This is a genomic window from Paenibacillus sp. sgz302191 (assembly GCF_057749925.1).
This window is the reverse complement of the sequence record NZ_JBYLHY010000001.1, coordinates 172545-190947: the sequence shown is the minus strand read 5'-3', so window position 1 is coordinate 190947 and position 18403 is coordinate 172545. Positions and strand designations below refer to the sequence as shown.

The following is an 18403-nucleotide window of genomic DNA, read 5'->3' as shown; positions in this document are numbered from 1 at the left end:
ATCTTGCCCTTTAAATCCGAAGCTTTTAGTTCTCCTTTCACGATAATAACAGCCCTAATTGTGCTGCCTCCAGCTGAAAGTAACCGTTTTCATTTCATTGTTTAGAAAAAATTTAATCTTTAAAAATAACAAAATCATTAATATGATTAAAAATAAACTGCAAAAACCAAATTACAAACACTTAAAATCCAAAATTTAATGTAAACGTTTAGATTTTATAAAGAGAGAATACCCCGAGTTCTCTCTCTTTGTCAAGATGGAATTTTTGAACCGCAGCTTTGACGGACGATCACCTGCATAGGAAATGTGACTTTCCTTGTTGAAAAGTTTTTTTCCGGGCCTTCTATTTGTTCCAGCAGCATCTGCACAGCGGCATCCACCATCTCGTCGACAGGCTGTTTGACGGTAGTTAATGTCGGCCGGTACAAACTTGCCATACTAATATCGTCAAACCCGACGACTGCAACATGCCGGGGGACTTCCAGGCCGAATTCCTCCATAGCTTTAATTGCCCCGATCGCAATCAAATCGTTTCCGCAAAATAGCGCGGTAAAATCTTTTTTGCTTTCCAGCAGTTGTTTGGCGCATTGATATCCGTACTGGCTAAAATGATGAATGAGGCTCCCTCTGCCTCCCAGAATAATGCTTTCATCCACCGCAATGCGGCTCAGCATTAACGCATTTCGGCAGCCGAGTTCCCGATCGATGCCGTTTGACTCAGCGCCGATATATGCAATTTTAGTATGGCCCAGCCCAATGAGATGCTCAATGGCGTCCATCGCTCCTTTTAGATGGTCGCCGCATACAGCGGTCACGCCGGGCAAAAAAGAATCAAACGAAACTAAAGGAATCCCCTGATCCGTGAATTGCTTCAACAAATGATGCTCTTCGCGCAAATGAAAAAAACCGCCGACAATCAAGCCGTCCACCCGACGCTCAAGAAACGTCCCGAGCATCTGCCCAATAGCATGTTGTCCGCTAAAACTTGTGCCGATAATGAGGGTATACCCCTTTTTCAGCAGTTCTCCTTGAATCAATTCGGCCAAATTGGCCCAATATTCATTGGAAAGCAGCGGTATGATCATACCGACTGTTTTTGTTTTTTTATTGATCATCGTCCTGGCTGCTTGATCGGGCGTGAAGTTCAACTTTTCAACGGCGCGTTGAATCTTTTCTCTCGTTTCCTTTTTGACCTTATCCTTCCCGTTAATGACCCGGGAAACCGTTGCAATCGAGACATTTGCTTCTCTGGCCACATCTTTGATCGTAATTGTCATTTACCTTACACTCCAGTGAAAACGTTTAAATTCAATTTTACATGAAACATTCTTGATGTCAATTCCATTTATGAGACCCGGTGACCGAACCGGCATTCAAAGCGAATAACGATTTTCAAACATCGTATAACGTTATATAAGCTTCGGCTTGAAAGCATATCATTCACTGTTATAATATGGTAAAAACATGATCACAAGCGGTCATGACATTCAAGCGAAGGAGGCTCTAACTGCGCCAATCTTTCATCACTTATCACTAAAGGAGGAATGATTTGATGAAAAGCTTTAGCCCATCCATTGTTATTCATGATGTCTCAAAGCTGCGCACTCCTGAGCAATTGTGGGATCCATACCCCTGGTATCAGGAAATGCTGATGTCCCATCCCGTTTACTTTGACGAGAAGCAGAACGTTTGGAACGTGTTTCGCTATGATGATGTGAACAGAGTCTTGTCAGACTGGTCTGTTTTTTCCAACCGAAGAGACCGCAGCACCAGCCCGATCCCCCCTATCGATACGCGCGTAAATATTAACTCAACCGACCCTCCCGTTCATCGCGATATTCGCGGATTAGTCTCCAAAGCGTTCACGCCGAAGAGCCTGCAGGATTGGAAACCGCGAATCGCAGCGATCGTAAAGGAGTTGATTCAAAACTTCGAGACCAAAGATCAGGTCGATATTGTTAACGAATTCGCCATTCCCCTTCCGGTTACGGTCATCGCAGACCTGCTGGGGGTTCCTTATCAAGACCGGCACTATATCAAAGAATGGTCCGATATTCTCTTTATCCCTAACTCGGAAGAAGAAAAAATGGATCAGCAGAAACAAAAATACGAAGCGATGCAGGCCTTCCACGCGTACTTACACCCTATCGTTCAGGAAAAGCGCAAGCATCCCGCCAATGATATCATCTCCGATTTAACCCTTGCCGAATATGAGGGAGACAGACTTTCGGACGAGGAGATTGTCGTCTTCAGCCTCGGGCTGCTGGCTGCCGGCAACGAAACGACAACCAATCTTATCGCCAACTGCTTCTACAGCTTTTTGTACGATCGGCCAGGGACTTATCGGGAGCTGCGGGAAACCCCCTCCCTTATTCCGAATGCCATAGAGGAAGCGCTGCGTTACCGCTTTCCTATAACTATCGACCGCCAGGTCGTCGCGGATACGGATGTGCTGGGCGTGCCTATGAAAGCCGGGGATATCGTGCTGATCTGGATAGGCGCCGCGAATGTCGATCCCTTGCGCTTCCCCGATCCGTTGACATTTGATATCCACCGGCCGGATAGCAGCAAGCATTTGGCCTTTGGCAAAGGACCGCATTTTTGCCTGGGAGCGCCACTGGCGCGTATGGAAGCTGAGATCGCCTTGACCTTATTTGCGCAAAGTTTCGCCGACATCGGCAAAACGGGCGAGTTTGATGCGCAGCGCGATTTGGTAAAAGGAACGCAGAATCTGGGAAAGCTCATGATCCGGATCGAGCGAGATCCAGCCTTGTAGGCAAACAGCCGGCAGCTCCCAAAAAAGCAATCAGGGGTGCCCCTTACCTGGGCACCCCTGGTTCGCTTATGAATTATAACGTCAATCCGCCATCGACGACTACGATCGAGCCGGTCATATAACTGGAACTGTCGGAAGCCATGAAAGCGACAACCTCTGCCAGTTCCTCCGGTTTGGCGTAACGCCCGATTCTCATGTTCGGGAATTCCTCCGGCACATATCCGCTTTCTTGAAGCTGTGCCGGCACCGAATCCGTCAAAGTTGTCGCAACTCCGCCCGGACAGATTGCATTTACCCGTATTCCTTTCCGCACGTATTCGATGGCGGCGGCTTTGGTTAAGCCGGCCACTCCGTGCTTGCTTGCCGTGTAGGAGGCAAGACTATGCTCCGCGCGTATGGCTGTCGTCGAAGCCGTGTTGATAATATTGCCGTACCCTTGTTGATCCATGACCTGAAGAGCGTACTTCATGCCAAGGAAAACCCCTTTCAGGTTGACATCCAGCACCCGGCTGAATTCCTCTTCGGAGATATCCTGGAACCGGCCGAATTTCTGCAGCATACCGGCATTGTTGAACAGAACGTCGATTTTGCCATACGTATCTACGGTTGTTCGCACATAGTTCTGGACGTCCGAACTTTTGGATACATCCGCCTGTACGAAGATGCCTTCTCCACCCATGCGTTTGACGAGCTCAAGCGTTTCCAGTCCGGTGTTCTCATTATAATCGACGAGAACTACCTTGGCGCCGCCTGCGGCAAGCTTCAAGCTGCTCGCCCGTCCGATCCCGCTCCCGGCTCCGGTCACAATGATAACCTTGCCTTCAAGGTTGGGAGCGGCAGACAGGGCCGGCACTTCGGTTTTCGGCGCCGCTTCGGAAGACGGGCGGTCAAAGGAGAGCTTCGACAAGTCGTCTTTCAGCGCTTGCAGCACTTCTGCCGGAATGTTGACTTGAGGCAATGCCGCCAGTTGATCGAGAGTGAAGGAAGAAGCCATTTGAAAGGCAGGCTCCTTGACAAACTCAGGCAAATGTCTGGTTAATACCGCTACCGCTTCCTCATGATTCAGCAGTTCTCCGATTTTGATGTTCGCGTTGTACGTCATAATACTCTACCTCCTGTATGATGATCTTGCTGTTATCGTTAAAGTTAGAACAAGACAGGAATCTCCTTAAGGCCTCGTATAATCATTCCGGGACGCCATTCCAGTTCATCGCCGGCCGTCTTCAAACGCAGTCCGGGCATCCGGCGAAGCAGCGTGCCGATGGCGATTTCGCCTTCCAACCGGGCCAGAGGAGCGCCGAGGCAGTAATGAATCCCTTTGCCGAAGGCGATATGGTTGTTCGCCTCCCGGGTAATGTCGAAGGTATCCGGCTCCGGGAACTGCTCGGCGTCGCGGTCGGCCGATGCGAAAGAAATAAACAGCATCTCGCCCTTGCGAATATGTTTGCCTCTGAGCTCCACGTCCTCCGTCGCCCATCGGATGTTGCTGACCTCGGCGGGCCCGTTGAAGCGTAAAATTTCTTCGATCGCCGAATGAATAAGCTCAGGCTTGCTTTGCAGCTTCTCCTTCTGTTCCGGATGCTCCAATAAAGCAAGCACGCCGTTCCCGATCAAGTTCACCGTCGTCTCATGACCGGCAATAATAAGCACGAATACGAGCGCATACATCTCATGCTCGGACAGAACATCCCCATCGTCCTCGACGCGAATCAGATCGCTGATCAAATCATTTTGCAGATGGCCGCGTCTTTTGGCAATCAAGTCCTGCAAGTACTCGACGAATGCGAGCATCACGGCATCGCTTTCCTCTTCGAATCGGGAATTGTTAACCCCTTCCATAATCACGTTCGACCAGTCGCGAAATTTATCCTGGTCTTCGATCGGCACGCCCAGCATTTCGCAGATGACAATAATAGGCAGCGGGAATGCGAAATCTTCGATCAGATTCATTTCCCTCTTGGCCTGCACCTTATCGAGAAGCTCATTGCCGATCTCCTCGATACGCCCTCTGAGCCGTTCGATCATCTGCGGCGTAAACGCCTTCTGAATCAGACGCCGCAAGCGGCGATGATCGGAAGGATTCACGCTTATCAGGTTGCGGGAAATAATCTCCTTGTGCGGCGGAACAGCCGCTCCGCCGTTTTCGGCCGCCATATATGGAGAATTCGTCACGAAACGCGCATCATTCAACACTTCCACGGCGTCATCGTATCGGGTGACAATCCATGCGTGATGTCCGTTCGGCATGAGAAAGCGGTACACCGGATCTTGAGCGCGAACTTCGCTGTAGGCAGGATACGGATTGCGAATAAATGGTTCATTCAGAAAATCAATTTTCGACATCAGAGTTTCCCTCCTCTATCCGATCTGTATTAACCGTTTTTTACCGCTCCATTAAATTGTTCCAAAAGCAGGCCTAGCGTTTCCTCCGTCATCGCTCCGCCGGACCAAGGAAGCAGCCCGCGCAGCGGCATGTAACGCATCACCGCCATCATCATATCCGAGGAAACGGCGTCGGAAGGCTCTGTCGATTGAGAGAACATCCCTTGCATCTGTTCCAAGACGGGGCGCGTCTTCGGATTCTCCATAAGTTCGCCCATTGTTGTGTTGCGATGGAACGCCGGCACGAGCTCAATCGTGGACTGTACGTTCAAGGTTGACCTAAGCACGATATCGCGGGAAGAGCTGCCGATCAAGACTTCATATTGGCCCGATTCAACATGCCAATCGTCCAGTTCGGTGTTGTAATAGGCAAAACTTCGCTTATCCAGCGTGAACGAAACCTGTTTCTCTTCACCCGGCTCCAGCGCAACCTTGGCGAAGCCTTTCAGCTCCTTCTCCGGACGGATCACGCTTGAAGCTCCGCAGCGGACGTACAGCTGAACGATTTCTTGACCCGGCCGTCTGCCCGTATTTTTCACATTCACGCTTACGTGAACGGTTTCCTGGTCGGTGATATCACTCTTGTCCAGCAAAAGGCCGGAATAAGCGAACGTAGTGTAACTTAGTCCGTAGCCGAATGGAAAGAGCGGTTCGATATCCTTTGCTTCGTAATACCGGTACCCGACGAATATCCCCTCGCGGTATTCCACCCGGTCGCCTTCGCCGGGGAAATACGGGTGCGACGGATTCTGCTTCAAGCTCCGGGGGAACGTCTCCGCCAGCTTGCCGCTCGGATTGGCGTCACCGAACAATAAATCGGCCACGGCTCCCCCGACCGCCTGGCCGCCCAAATACGCCTCCAGCACAGCTTTGACCCTGCCGAGCCAAGGCATGACAACCGGCGCGCCGTTGCTCAGCACCACGACGGTATTCGGTTGGACCGACGCGATTTGTTCGATCAGGCGCACCTGGTTCGGCGGCAAATCGAGGTGCGTCCGGTCATAGCCTTCCGATTCGTAGCGGTCGGGCAGACCGACGACCAGGACGGCTGTGTCACAATCTGCAGCCAACCTTTTGGCCTCCTCCAGTATGGCGTCGACGGTATCATCGATGTCCGGATCGTAGCCTTGCGCATAGCGGATTTCCGCCCCATTGCCGGCCGATTTCCCGATTTCATCGTAAATGTTATCCAGCTTCGTCGGCTTAATATGGGAGCTGCCGCCGCCCTGATAACGAACCTGCTCCGCCATACCGCCGATAACCGCGATCTTGCCGGCTTTCGACAGAGGAAGCAGGCTGCCGTCATTCTTCAGAAGCACAATCGTCTCCCTGGCGGTTTCGCGCGCCAGCCGGTGATGAGCCTCTTGGTCGTAGACGGCATCGGTTTTCTTATTGTCTGCGGCTTTGAAAATAACATTCAACAGCCGCGCCACCGCTCTATCGAGCGCCTCCACGGACAATTGCCCGCTCTTCACCGCCGCCACGATCTTCTCTTGACCGACGCCGTTGCTGCTCGGCATCTCCAGCTCCATGCCGGCCGCTACACTGTCCGCCGCCTCATTCACGCCGCCCCAGTCGGAAACGACGAACCCTTCATGCCCCCATTCTTCTTTCAGAATGTTCGTGAGCAGTCTCTCGTTCTCGGAGCAGTACGTCCCGTTCAGGCGGTTGTATGAAGACATGACTGTCCAAGGCTGTGCTTTTTTGACGGCAATTTCGAAGCCGGTTAGGTAAATTTCGCGCAGCGTGCGCTCATCCACTACGGCATCGACAGTCATCCGCCGATGCTCCTGGTTATTCACGGCAAAATGCTTAAGCGATGTCCCCACACCCTGGCTTTGCACGCCCGCGATATGAGCGGCGGCCAGTTCTCCCGTCAGAAACGGGTCTTCCGAGAAATATTCGAAGTTCCGGCCGCACAGCGGCGAACGTTTGATGTTCGCGCCCGGACCGAGCAAAATAGCGACGTCCTCCGCCTGGCCTTCTTTGCCCAGCGCTTCGCCGACGCGGCCGATCAGCTCGCGGTTCCATGAGCTTGCAAGTCCCGCCGCCGTCGGAAAGCAGGTCGACGGGACGCTCTCGTGCAAGCCCAGATGATCCTCTTGCCCGTTTTGCTTGCGCAGGCCGTGCGGTCCGTCCACCATCATGACGGACGGAATCCCGAGGCGGTCAATCGCCTTCGTCTTCCAGAAAGATGCGCCCGAGCAGAGGCCCGCTTTCTCCTCCAGCGTCATGGCGGCTATCAATTCATGAATGTTTCTTTCCATTTGGCACTCTCCTCAGCTAACAATCTGATCGACCGGTATCGCCCGGAGTTCCCGATTCAACCGGTCTATACCCTCTTCCGACAGCAGCCCGCCGCCGAATTCGATGATGGTTCGCAGCGGCACGCCCATTGCATCCTGCAATTGCGGACTTTCCGCAAGGATAGGCAGCGCGGTCTGTATGACTTGTCTGCAAGCCGGATTGTTCCATAATGCCCCCAGACGGACGTCCACATTGTATTCATGGACTGTCTCGTTCCACAACACCTCTTGATCCGCCGCAAAGCCGCCGAATACGTTCTCGATCCAAGCCGTGCACAGACCGAACCATCGGGCCGCGTCGGCATCGGCCATGGACCGCAGACCGCCTGAGGTGACCGGCTTCGCAAGGGATAGGCCATGCACGCCATTGCGAAAAATATGCAGCTCGAACGGCACCTTCGCGCGATCCAGCGCCGCCGCGAAAGCGATCGCATTGCTAACGGGCACGAGCGTATCCGCGAACGTATGAAAAATAAACGCCGGCGGCGTGGAAGCATCGACGGCTTCGTCCACGCCCGGCACAGGCGCTGGGAAGATGGCGCCCATCGACGCCAAGATGCAAGGATAACCGAGTATCATGGCATTAGGCCTTACTCTTCCCATAGTGCCTAAAGCGGCGGCCAAATGCCCTCCTGCCGAGAAGCCGCACACCGCAACCTTGTCCGGGTCGATTCCCCACTCCCCGCTGTGTTCCCGAATCAGCGTGAGCGCTTCTTCCGCATCATGGAGCGGTTTCGGGAACGCTGCGTTCTGATTGACAGAGTATCTCAGCACGAACGCCTGATATCCTTCCGCCAGGAACGCCATCGCGACCGGCTCTGCTTCTCTGTCCGAACATCCCCGATACCCGCCGCCGGGAAAAATAAGAATGGCCGGCCGGATGCGGGTGTTCGGCATCTCATGCGACTGATCCAGGAGATAGGCCGTTAACGTAACATTTTCATTGGCAAGCTGCCGGGTAAAAGTCCTCATCATGTTTTCCCCTCGCAAACGTAATAGGCTTTATCAGACTGGCACCGCCATCAGCCGTTCGTCCAACTGGTCCAGCACACCGGCTTCCATCGGATAATAGGCGGACAGATCCCTAAGCGATGCGTCCCCGACCGAAACGCTAAGCGTATCGGGATTGAGCGACTCCATGCCGGGGGGAAGAATGCTTTGAATAACCGCTTTGGCACCTTCATGACGAAGCAGCTCGACCAGCGGTGTCTTGGTGTTAAACTGCCTGATATAACTCTTAGTCGGCGTATAGTGAATGATATAGCTGCCGCTGGACAGTTCCAGCAGCGTGTCTTCGCCTTGCTGAACGCCGGTGATCCCGCTCTCGCTTACGAGCTGGCCGTTTACCTTGAAAGCCTTCACATCCGCATAGGGCAACCGGACGGAAGCCGACGCGTTGAACGGAATGACGAAATGGAACGTAAGCTGCCCTTCATCGCTGAATGCCCACTCGCTTTTATAGGTTCCGGCCGACGAATCCACTTGCGCCTTGGCCCATTTGAGGCGGAAATCCGGCTGCGGCGCCAGTTCTACGCGGCGGAAGCCCGGCGCCTCTTCGAGCGGATTGATTCCCGCAACCGTTCGGTACATCCATTCTGCAATCGCCCCGTACGCATAGTGGTTGAGCGAGTTCATGCCCGTGCTGCTCATGCTGCCGTCCGGCATAATCGAATTCCAGCGCTCCCATATGGTCGTCGCCCCCATCTTGACAGCATAGAGCCAGCTCGGATAATCATCGTTGAGCAGCAGCGTATAGGCAAGATCGCTGCATCCGTTATCCGAAAGCACCCGATTCAAGTAAGGGGTGCCGACGAAGCCGGTCTTCAGATGGTTGCGGTCGATCTTCAGCCGCTTGCGAAGTCCCTCTACCGCTCTTTCCTTGTAAGCATCCGGCACCAAATCCATGAACAAAGCCACCGCGTAGGCAGTTTGCGTATCGATCGCAATCCGGCCGTTCTTCGAGAAAAATTCATCCTCGATTGCGGCCTTCACCTCGTCCGATATTCGTCCGTAATAGGCGGCCAAATCTTCCTTCCCGAGCACCCTCGCGGCCTTCGCCAGCAGCTGTGCAGAATACCGGTAATACGCCGATGCGATAAAATCCGTGTCCGTTCCGCCCATCGGGGAATCGGGGTTGCTGCCGTCAAGCGCCAGCCAGTCGCCGAAGTGGAAGCCGACCGTCCACAGCCGCCGTCCGCCCGATTCCTCATCCGTACGGATGATAAAATCGACCCAGCTCTTCATACTCTCGAACTGCTGCTCCAAGATAGCTTTATCGCCGTAATGGAGATACACGTTCCATGGAATAATCGTCGCCGCATCCGCCCAGGCGCTGGAGCCGCCGCCCTGCACATTGGCGGCGGGAACGACCATCGGCACCATACCGCCGCGCTCTTCCTGTTCCTTGCCCATGTCATATCCGTACTTGCCGAAGAATGCGTACGAATCCATGTTAAAGCAAGCGGCGCCGGAGAATACCTGCGCATCGCCCGTCCAGCCCATGCGTTCGTCCCGCTGCGGGCAGTCTGTCGGAACATCGAGGAAGTTGCCCTTCTGTCCCCACACGGCATTGAGGAACAGCCGGTTTACGAGCGGGTTGCTCGTCTCGAAACTGCCGGTTTCCTCAAGGTCGGAGTAGAGGACGCAGCCGGTGAAATCATCCGGGTTCAGCTCGCCCGGCCAGCCTTCGACCTTCACATACCGGAAGCCGTAGAACGTGAAATACGGACGCACGATCGCCTCCGAACCGTCAGCTGTATAACGATATTCCGCCTTCGCCGTACGCAGGTTGTCCCGATAGAAGCTGCCGTCCTGAAGCACTTCGCCATGATACAGCGAAATGACGGTTCCCTTGGGAGCATTCGTCCGGAATCGCATCCAACCGACCATGTTCTGCCCCATATCGAGCACCGTCTCGCCCGCCGGCGTATGAATAACCTCTACCGGCTTGCGCTCCTCCTTTACCACGACAGGCAAGCTGAGCCGCGCTTTCAGCCGGTCATAGCCGAGTTCGCCTTCGCGAACCGCGAACGTCCCGGGCGTCTCAAAGGTCGCGTCGTACACTTCTCCGTCATACAGATTACCGTCCATAATCTTACTTCTGGAAGCTGTCCAGTCCGTGTCGGACGCAATAACGGCCGTCGTGCCGTCGGCGTACGTTACGGCAATTTCACACAAGAGAGCGAACTCCTTGCCGTATATCTCGGCCGTATGTCCTTCGAAGCCGAACCGCCCTTTATACAGCCCGTTGCCGAGACTGACTTCAACCCGGTTCTCCCCTTGCCCGAGCAGCTCTGTCACATCGTAGGTCTGGTACTGCAGCCACTTCTGATACGCGTTAAAATGCGGCGCAAAGTACTCGTCGCCGGCTTTCACGCCATTGACTTCCAGCTCATACAATCCCAAACCGCAAACATAAGCGCGTGCCGACGCGATCGGCCTGTCCAACTCGAACGTCCTCTTCAGGACCGGGTGAAAGTCCTTGTCCATGTCAGGAACGATCCATTTGCCGGCCCACGGCTCGTCCAGCTTTGCGGTCTCGAACCAGGCGGGCTCGCTCACCGCATGGTCGCCGTTGTCCGCCCACACCTCCATGCGCCAATAGTAGCGGGTTCGCGGCTTCAGCTCGATCGGAAGCTCGAAGGCGAGGCTATCGATATCTTCCCTCCTGCCGCTGTCGTAAACAACGCCGGTAAATGTATCATCCAAGGCGACCTCGTAACGGGCGGCGGTCTGTTTTTTCGCGTCCGTCTCCGTCACGACGTAGGATAACCTCGGCTTATCCAGCGCGAATCCCAACGGATTGACGATACGGTTTGTTTTTAAACGAATGATCCTCACAGTCATCTCCCTCTCATGCAGTCACGTTTTTCCCCTCTAAAGATAACAGAGCCTCAGTCCGAAAAACTATGTGGAATCGCGCCATTTTTCAGAAGGCTCCCATGCGGTTGTAAAGCAGCCGGAACGCTGCCGGCGTCGTACCGTAATGCTCACGGAACAAGCGGTAAAAATAATTCATATCGCATATGCCGACCTTCTCCGCTATCGCCTGAACGCTCCAATTCGTATATTGAAGCATCCCACAGCTGTGGCGCATGCGAATTTCTTGCAGCATCTGCACATAGGAACGTCCGGTAAGAGACTTAAACAAACGTTGAAAATGCCGGGTGCTCATGAACACGAACCGGCTGATTTCCGATATAGGAAGCGGGTTCACAAACCGGAAGCCCATATGTTGAACCGCCTGGTGAATCGGCGCTTCATCGTTTTCGACGTATTGTACATCTGTCTTCTCAGGTTTGGATTGAAGCAGCATCACCAGTTGCTTCCATAAAGATAAGAGTCCCGCGGGGGCTTCAGTCGGTTTCTGCTGTTCGACTAATATACGGTCCAGAAGCCGCCTGAATTCGCCGTCATGTTCGCGGTATACCCGCGGGTGCTTTTGGGATTCCGCCGCTTCCAGCATGTCCGAGCGGAACAAGCAATTGATGATCCTGAGCGGCTGTTCGCCCGTCAGCTCCTGCGGCTGGAATACGTGCGAGACGTATGCCGGGATTAGAAACAAATCGCCTTCGGACACGCGCAGGATGCTTTCTCCGATATAATGCAGTCCCTCTCCCTCTTGTACATAAGCGATTTCGATGCAATCATGCTGATGCCTCATCAAATAAGGGGACTCTTCGGTCAATGCCGCATGGATCGGCACATCATCCTTGAAGAAATAATTTCCGGGAAATACCGGGTAATCCCAATCCATTCCGGCACCGGCCTCCTTTCAATCGGCAAGTCATAAGCGCGGACTCTGCTAAACGATGATATCCTTGCGGCGTTCCAGGTCGTCCAAAATACGCGTGTATTGTTTTTCCAGAGAATAAAAGAACATCAGTATGGCAATACCCGCATAAATAGCCAGCGGAATATAAATATTAAATATGATGATCATATGCTTGGCCGACTCCGCCTGAACCGCCGCTCCTTCCTGGTAATGACCCCAGGCCAGCAGCCAGCCGACTAAGGCTGTCCCTAATGCGGTGCCGATTTTGCCGAAGAAGCCGCTCACGCTGTTCGTTAGTCCTACGATGCGCTGTCCGTGTTTCCACTCCCCGTATTCGATCGTATCGGCCATGAGCGGCGAGAGCACAATCATAAGCGGAATCATCCCGAATGTCTGAATCAGCGAACCGATGAGGCCGAGCGTTATACTCGCCGGATCGATAATGCGCAAAAGCAAACCAAAGATCCCTATTATAAGCCCAAGGATCGCCATATTTCGTCTGCCGATTCGCTTGATGGCCGGTCCGGAGAGCAAGAAAACGACAATGACCGGAATAAGACCGATGCCGCCCATGATGCTGACCAGGTTGACATCGTTCCAAACATATTTGGCATAATACATCCCTGCCGTGCCGGCCATTGCAAACAAGATGCTGGATAACATGCCGGCAACAGCAATGATCACCCAGAATTTGTTCGTGAACAACAACCTGATGCCTGCCCATAAGGACAACGATTTCTTGACTTCGCCCAGTTCCTTCAGTTGTTCCGTATTGTACTTTTCCTTTGTCGCACGGAAAGCGATATAAATGCCGATGGAGGCAGCCGCTCCGAATATCGCAGCCAGCAGCGTCCAATCCTGCCTTGCGCCTCCCATCGCGTTTACGATCGGAATGAATCCGATAGCCACTATCATCCCCGCCAAATATCCGAATCCCGAGCGATAGATGCCCATTAGAGAGCGGTCCGCCGGGCTTCTTGTGGTTAATACCATCAGGCTCCCATAAGGAATGGAAATCGGCGTAAATACGCCAATGAAAAACAGGAGATTGGTTGCAACGGCAAAAGCAACCTTCACTCCGGGAGCCACGTCAGGCACCGAGAACAGAAGCAGAATCGATACGAACAACGGAACGATCATCCACAGCAGCCAGGGGCGCGCCTGTCCATGTCTGGACCGGGTTCGATCCACGAGAACACCCATTCCGATATCGGCCAAGGCGTCCGCCGCTTTGGTGAACAGCATGATCGTCCCGACCAGCCCTGCGGAAACCCCGACGACATCCGTATAGTAATAGGTGATCATCCCTAGCAAGCCGGTTGCGATATTAAGCGAGAATTGCCCCAATGCATCTCCCGCCAAAGCCTTATTTGATAGCTCTCTCTCCATAATTCCAGCCCTCCATAGTAGCCATCTCAGTTGTACAATCCTTAGTGTACAAAACTCCGATGCTGCGTTATATAACTCGATCTAAAGGTCGAATAATGGAATCTTAACTTCCTATTCCTTAACGGCTCCAATGACGATCCCCGCAGTAAAGAACCGCTGCAGCACCGGATAAATGACAAGAATGGGGAGCGCTCCGATCACAATTTGTGCGGACATGAGCGCTTGGAAATTGGTCTGCGCCAGTTCCTTGGCATTGCTGGAATTCACATCAGGCATGGCGATGATAGACTTCAGATACGTAGCCAGCGGCACATGGTTGGATTTCATATAAATGCTGCCGTCCAGCCAGGCGTTCCAGTCGTTCACGATCATGAACAATCCGACTGTTGCCAATACGGGAAGCGATAAAGGCAAGAAAAGCTTACTGAATACGATCCAATGATTGGCCCCGTCCATGAACGCCGCTTCTTCCAGCTCTTTGGGCAAGGCTTTAAAAAAGTTCATGATGAGAATCAGGTTGAAAATGTTGACGGCTCCCGGGAGCACCAGAGCCCAGATGGAGTTGTAGAGCCCGATCTTCGTCACTACCAGATAAGTCGGAATCAAGCCGCCGTTAAACAGCATCGCTGCGACAAAGAAGCCGACAAAAAAGCGATACCCTCCGATTCCGTCGCGGCCTCCGCCCTTGGACATCACATAAGCGGCCGAGCAAGTAACGCTCAAGCCGATCACAAAACTGAAGATTACCCGCTCCACTGAGACGATTAAGGATTGGTACAACTCCGGGTTGCCCAACGCCTTCTTGTAGGAAAACAAAGTGGGCCCGATGGGCCAGAAAGTTACATCATGTGCGGCAACCGCCGGCGCGGAACTGAAGGAAACGGAAACGACATGCACCATCGGGATGAGACAAAGTAAGGCAAGCACACTTAAACATACATAGTTGACGCCTAGAAACATGCGGTAGCCTTTGCTTATTGCCTGCAAGGCGGACCCTCCTCGCTCTTAAAAAATTTTGTAGCCCGCAAATTTCCCGGCCAGCCTGTACGAAGTTACAATCAGCGCCAATCCGACTACGGATTTGAACAGACCCATCGCTGTTGAAATACTAAAGTTCCCGCTGATCAGACCCATTCGGTATACGAACGTATCTATGATATCGCCGGTTTGGTAAACGAGCGGATTGTACAAATTGAAGATTTGATCAAAGCCGGCATTCAAGACTTGGCTGAGCGACAACGTAACGACCACGACGAGCGTCGGTACGAGCGATGGGATCGTAACGTACAGCGTCTGCTTCCACCGTCCCGCGCCATCGATTTCCGCCGCCTCGTATAACGCAGGATTAATGCCCGCAAGCGCTGCTAAAAACAGAATCGAACCGTATCCGAATTCCTTCCAAATTTCAGTAACTACCATCGTCGCCCGAAAATATTGGTTATCGCCGAGGAAGAAAATCGGCTTGATTCCGAATACATGCTGGAGAAATTGATTCACTATACCGCCGTTCGGGGCCAAAATCTCCATAAACACGCCGCCCAAAACAACCCACGATAAAAAGTGCGGAAGAAAAACGACCGTCTGAATCGTATTTCTCATGAATTTATGACGAGCCTCATTCAACAAAAGCGCGAAGGAGAATGTTGCAATTGTACCGAAGACGATTTTCAGTACGGCAATAATGAAAGTGTTCCAAATGACCTGCGTGCTGTCCGGGTAGGTAAACAAGAACTTGAAATTGTCCATCCCGACCCACCTGGAATGCAGTATCCCCGAATAAGGCTTATAGTCCTGAAAGGCCATGACGATCCCGCCCATCGGAACGTAAACAAAAATCAGCGTCAAGATGACGGCCGGCAGCAGCATCAGATATAATTGCCATCTGTCCCTTCGCCTTGTCCCCTTTTGTATGACTTCCATATCTTTCACTCCTGCCTGCTTAATGAGGAAGGACAGGCATGAGCCTGTCCCGCCCTTGAACTAACCGAATTGTATCCGTTTTACTCAGGGAGCTTTGAGCCGATGCCTTCCGGTAAACTCGTTGAGGATATCGGAATCAGGGCGTCCAGTAAGCCCTTGTGCCAATCATTGGCCTCACGGTTATATACACTGAACCCGGCTTCAAACGCCCAGCAGGCCCAAGAAATGTCCAGCCGCTCGGCTTCTTGGCGAACAAACGCCGCCCATCTTGCCCGAGATTCCATATCTGCCAGCGCTATAGCGCCAAACTCTCCCATCCAAAGCGGACGATTATTCTGTTTGCTCCAGGCCGCCGCCTCTTCCAATTCTTTCGCGATTTGATGCGGGCCCGCCGGGTTTGCGGCCGACGGTTCGCTATTGTACGATTCGAAGAATTGTACGGCAAAGTCGTATGCCTTCACAGCTTCCGACAAGACTACGGGAGATTCAGGAGGGCCCGGCCAGCTGACCCCCAGTGTCTGGAATGCGCCGTTCACTTCCGGCGGCATCCAGGTAGCCCCTTGATGCGTGAAAAATGCAGGATTGTAATAATGAAATGTAGCGATCAGATTTTGTTCGCCCGCCGGTAATTGCAGCTTTTGGAGGCCGGAAATCATATTCCAGTCGACACCGCCGACGATCAGGGTGTGCACGGGGTCAATCTTTCTGATTTCTGTAATTGCCTCGGCAAGAAGCTGGTTCCACTTCTCTGCGGTGACGGATCCGAACGGTTCGTTCAGCAATTCAAAATAAAGCGAGCTTGGCCGATCCTTATATCGCTCAGCGATCTGTTTCCATAAGGCGATGAAGCGGTCATGATGTCCGTCAGCGTCTTGCATGATTTCATCATAGTGATGAATGTTAATGACGGTATTTAGACCATAAGAAAGAGCGGAGTCGACGACTTCGTCCACCCGTCCGAAAAACGAAGAACTGACCGGGAAAGGGGCTGCGGTTTCGGCTTTGTTCGACCATTTGACCGGAATCCTGACGGAATCGAAACCGGCTTCTTTGATCATTTTGAAATACCTGTCTTCGATCCGGCTCCCGCTCACCCCCTCTTGGGGCGCATCAAGCGCATCGCCCAGATTGATGCCGCGTCCAAGTTTTCTATTTTGCTCAAAGGCATGCAGAACTGTCATAGCAAATTCCCCCATTTTATTTTACCGAATTGAACCAATCGTTAACTTCTTTCGTGACCTGGTCGCCGCCGGAAGCTTTCCACTGTTTGACAAAGTTATCGAATTCATCGACCGGAGCTTTTCCGTAAATAATTTGCGTGAACGTATCAAGCTCCAATTTCCTCAAGAATTCCCCTCGGGTGCTTTGCGTGGATGTCGTCGGACCGGTAAACAGATCGGGCATATCCGAACCTTTTTGATCGATGGCAATCAATTTTGCTTTCCCTTGTCTGGCTGTAAGCGGATTAGGATCGGCGGCGTCTTTCTTGGCATCTCCGTCAACTTTAGACAGCGGATACGGCAGCCAGCTTAAGAGCGTATATTTTTCAGTATTAAAAGCTTTATCATCGACGTTATTCACTTGTTGACCGTCTTGAATCTCGTAATCATAGTGCTCTTGGAATCCTTTCAACGCGAGCGGATCGCCCGATGCGACGGCATCCCATAATGTATTCATATAGTGGAAGAATGCCTCTAACGCCTCCTGGGAAATATCTTTGTTGATTACAACGCCGCCAAGGAAAGGCTCGTTTACCACATTCCCTTTTTTACCGTCAGGTCCGGGCGGGAGAGCATACGGTTCATAATCGGCTTTCGGATCCTTCGCGTATGCCATGGAACCCGGATATGACGGGAACCAGTATTGCCCGGCTACAATTCCCACCTTGCCGGAGGCGACGTCCTCCACGACTTTATTCCAATCGTGAAGTCCGATATCTTCGGCGATATACCCTTTGTCCTTCCATTCCTTGAGCTTGGCAAGAGCGGGCTTGATACCGGGCTGAACGGAGCCGAACGCAAGCTTCCCGTCGGCATCTTTGTTCCATTGACCCGGGATGCTGCCGTAAGCTCCGAACAGCCAGGAAATATCCCCGACCGCATAACCGATCATTTGATCCTTCATGCCAAAATCAAGCGGTATCGTATCTTTTTTCCCATTGCCGTCCGGATCCCGATTCGCAAAAGCGTCCATAATCGTCTCCAGATCGGCCAGCGATTTCGGGGCCTGCAGACCAAGCTTGTCCATCCAATCCTTGCGGATCCAAAGAACCGGCTCGGATGACAGCGTCGGTTGGAGCCTTGGGATCGCCATCTTCTGCTTCCCGCGCCCGAACGGCAGCCATGCGTCCGGCTGTTCCCCCGCTCCGGCTTTCCACGCTTTCCCGGCGTATTTGTCAAAGACGCTATCGATCGGCATGACTTTGCCCGAATCAATAAACATATTTAGGGTATCTTTATTTGTAGTGTAAATAATATCCGGGAGCTTATCTCCGGAAGAGAGCATCAATTTCAGCTTTGTATCGTAAGAACCATCAGCCTGCGGGGCAGACCAAAGCGTTTTCATATCCACCCCGAGCGCTTCCTTCGCCCATTTGGTGTGGACGTTGTTTTCATAAGTCTCTCCGCTTTTGAACCTTGCCGTCGGATCGGTACCTCTTACTGTGGTAATCGTGACCGGCGGATCAATCTTTCCGTTCACAATATGAAGTTTGGAGCCGGACGCGCTCGCCGGTGCAGAAGCGGACGGCGACGGTTCGGAAGACTGGGAGCTGCAGGCCGTAATCGATCCCAGGCTGACGAGAACCGCAAGTGAAGATGCCGCGAATCTAAATGTTTTCGCCATTCATGTAACCCC

At 52.7% G+C, this 18403-nt stretch carries 13 protein-coding genes; 1 reads left to right on the top strand and 12 read right to left on the bottom strand.

Features of this window, described 5'->3' with window-relative positions; all coding sequences use genetic code 11:
- Positions 1–251 precede the first annotated feature (251 nt).
- Complete coding sequence (locus AC3G2T_RS00785; protein ID WP_474682131.1) at positions 252–1277, bottom strand: LacI family DNA-binding transcriptional regulator; 1026 nt, start codon at positions 1275–1277, stop codon at positions 252–254.
- A 275-nt stretch (positions 1278–1552) separates the two neighbouring features.
- Between AC3G2T_RS00785 and AC3G2T_RS00780 the strand changes: the two genes are divergently transcribed.
- Positions 1553–2776, top strand: coding sequence for a cytochrome P450 (locus AC3G2T_RS00780; RefSeq protein WP_488434183.1), 1224 nt, complete (start codon positions 1553–1555; stop codon positions 2774–2776).
- A 73-nt stretch (positions 2777–2849) separates the two neighbouring features.
- Here AC3G2T_RS00780 and AC3G2T_RS00775 read toward each other — a convergent pair whose 3' ends face one another.
- The 11 genes from AC3G2T_RS00775 to AC3G2T_RS00725 all read right to left on the bottom strand — a co-directional run bounded on the left by AC3G2T_RS00775 (position 2850) and on the right by AC3G2T_RS00725 (position 18391).
- Positions 2850–3620 (bottom strand): SDR family NAD(P)-dependent oxidoreductase, encoded by a 771-nt coding sequence (locus AC3G2T_RS00775; RefSeq protein ID WP_474682274.1) that lies wholly within the window; start codon positions 3618–3620, stop codon positions 2850–2852.
- Between the two features lie 302 nt (positions 3621–3922).
- Positions 3923–5119: a cytochrome P450 family protein gene (locus AC3G2T_RS00770; RefSeq protein WP_474682129.1), complete on the bottom strand. Its 1197-nt coding sequence runs from the start codon at positions 5117–5119 to the stop codon at positions 3923–3925.
- Between the two features lie 29 nt (positions 5120–5148).
- A complete protein-coding gene (locus AC3G2T_RS00765; RefSeq protein ID WP_474682128.1) occupies positions 5149–7425 on the bottom strand; it encodes a glycoside hydrolase family 3 C-terminal domain-containing protein in 2277 nt (758 codons plus the stop codon).
- Positions 7426–7437: 12 nt separating this feature from the next.
- Entirely contained in the window at positions 7438–8439 is a 1002-nt protein-coding gene (locus tag AC3G2T_RS00760; protein ID WP_474682127.1) for an alpha/beta hydrolase, read from the bottom strand.
- A 30-nt stretch (positions 8440–8469) separates the two neighbouring features.
- The gene (locus AC3G2T_RS00755; protein ID WP_474682126.1) at positions 8470–11304 is read right to left on the bottom strand and encodes an alpha-L-rhamnosidase; all 2835 of its coding nucleotides are present in this window, start codon (positions 11302–11304) and stop codon (positions 8470–8472) included.
- Between the two features lie 88 nt (positions 11305–11392).
- Entirely contained in the window at positions 11393–12220 is an 828-nt protein-coding gene (locus AC3G2T_RS00750; RefSeq protein WP_474682125.1) for a helix-turn-helix transcriptional regulator, read from the bottom strand.
- A gap of 48 nt (positions 12221–12268) precedes the next feature.
- The gene (locus AC3G2T_RS00745) at positions 12269–13627 is read right to left on the bottom strand and encodes an MFS transporter (protein ID WP_474682124.1); all 1359 of its coding nucleotides are present in this window, start codon (positions 13625–13627) and stop codon (positions 12269–12271) included.
- Positions 13628–13738: 111 nt separating this feature from the next.
- The gene (locus tag AC3G2T_RS00740; protein WP_488434182.1) at positions 13739–14614 is read right to left on the bottom strand and encodes a carbohydrate ABC transporter permease; all 876 of its coding nucleotides are present in this window, start codon (positions 14612–14614) and stop codon (positions 13739–13741) included.
- Positions 14615–14632: 18 nt separating this feature from the next.
- Positions 14633–15547 (bottom strand): ABC transporter permease, encoded by a 915-nt coding sequence (locus AC3G2T_RS00735; protein WP_488434181.1) that lies wholly within the window; start codon positions 15545–15547, stop codon positions 14633–14635.
- A gap of 80 nt (positions 15548–15627) precedes the next feature.
- Positions 15628–16728 (bottom strand): glycoside hydrolase family 5 protein, encoded by a 1101-nt coding sequence (locus AC3G2T_RS00730; protein WP_488434180.1) that lies wholly within the window; start codon positions 16726–16728, stop codon positions 15628–15630.
- Positions 16729–16744: 16 nt separating this feature from the next.
- A complete protein-coding gene (locus tag AC3G2T_RS00725; RefSeq protein WP_488434179.1) occupies positions 16745–18391 on the bottom strand; it encodes an extracellular solute-binding protein in 1647 nt (548 codons plus the stop codon).
- Between the last annotated feature and the right edge of the window lie 12 nt (positions 18392–18403).

Excerpts from the sequence above, each read along its gene's own strand:
- AC3G2T_RS00785 (WP_474682131.1), bottom strand. The coding sequence starts at position 1,277 with ATGACAATTACGATCAAAGATGTGGCCAGAGAAGCAAATGTCTCGATT.
- AC3G2T_RS00780 (WP_488434183.1), top strand. The coding sequence starts at position 1,553 with ATGAAAAGCTTTAGCCCATCCATTGTTATTCATGATGTCTCAAAGCTG.
- AC3G2T_RS00770 (WP_474682129.1), bottom strand. The coding sequence starts at position 5,119 with ATGTCGAAAATTGATTTTCTGAATGAACCATTTATTCGCAATCCGTAT.
- AC3G2T_RS00765 (WP_474682128.1), bottom strand. The coding sequence starts at position 7,425 with ATGGAAAGAAACATTCATGAATTGATAGCCGCCATGACGCTGGAGGAG.
- AC3G2T_RS00760 (WP_474682127.1), bottom strand. The coding sequence starts at position 8,439 with ATGATGAGGACTTTTACCCGGCAGCTTGCCAATGAAAATGTTACGTTA.
- AC3G2T_RS00750 (WP_474682125.1), bottom strand. The coding sequence starts at position 12,220 with ATGGATTGGGATTACCCGGTATTTCCCGGAAATTATTTCTTCAAGGAT.
- AC3G2T_RS00745 (WP_474682124.1), bottom strand. The coding sequence starts at position 13,627 with ATGGAGAGAGAGCTATCAAATAAGGCTTTGGCGGGAGATGCATTGGGG.
- AC3G2T_RS00735 (WP_488434181.1), bottom strand. The coding sequence starts at position 15,547 with ATGGAAGTCATACAAAAGGGGACAAGGCGAAGGGACAGATGGCAATTA.
- AC3G2T_RS00730 (WP_488434180.1), bottom strand. The coding sequence starts at position 16,728 with ATGACAGTTCTGCATGCCTTTGAGCAAAATAGAAAACTTGGACGCGGC.
- AC3G2T_RS00725 (WP_488434179.1), bottom strand. The coding sequence starts at position 18,391 with ATGGCGAAAACATTTAGATTCGCGGCATCTTCACTTGCGGTTCTCGTC.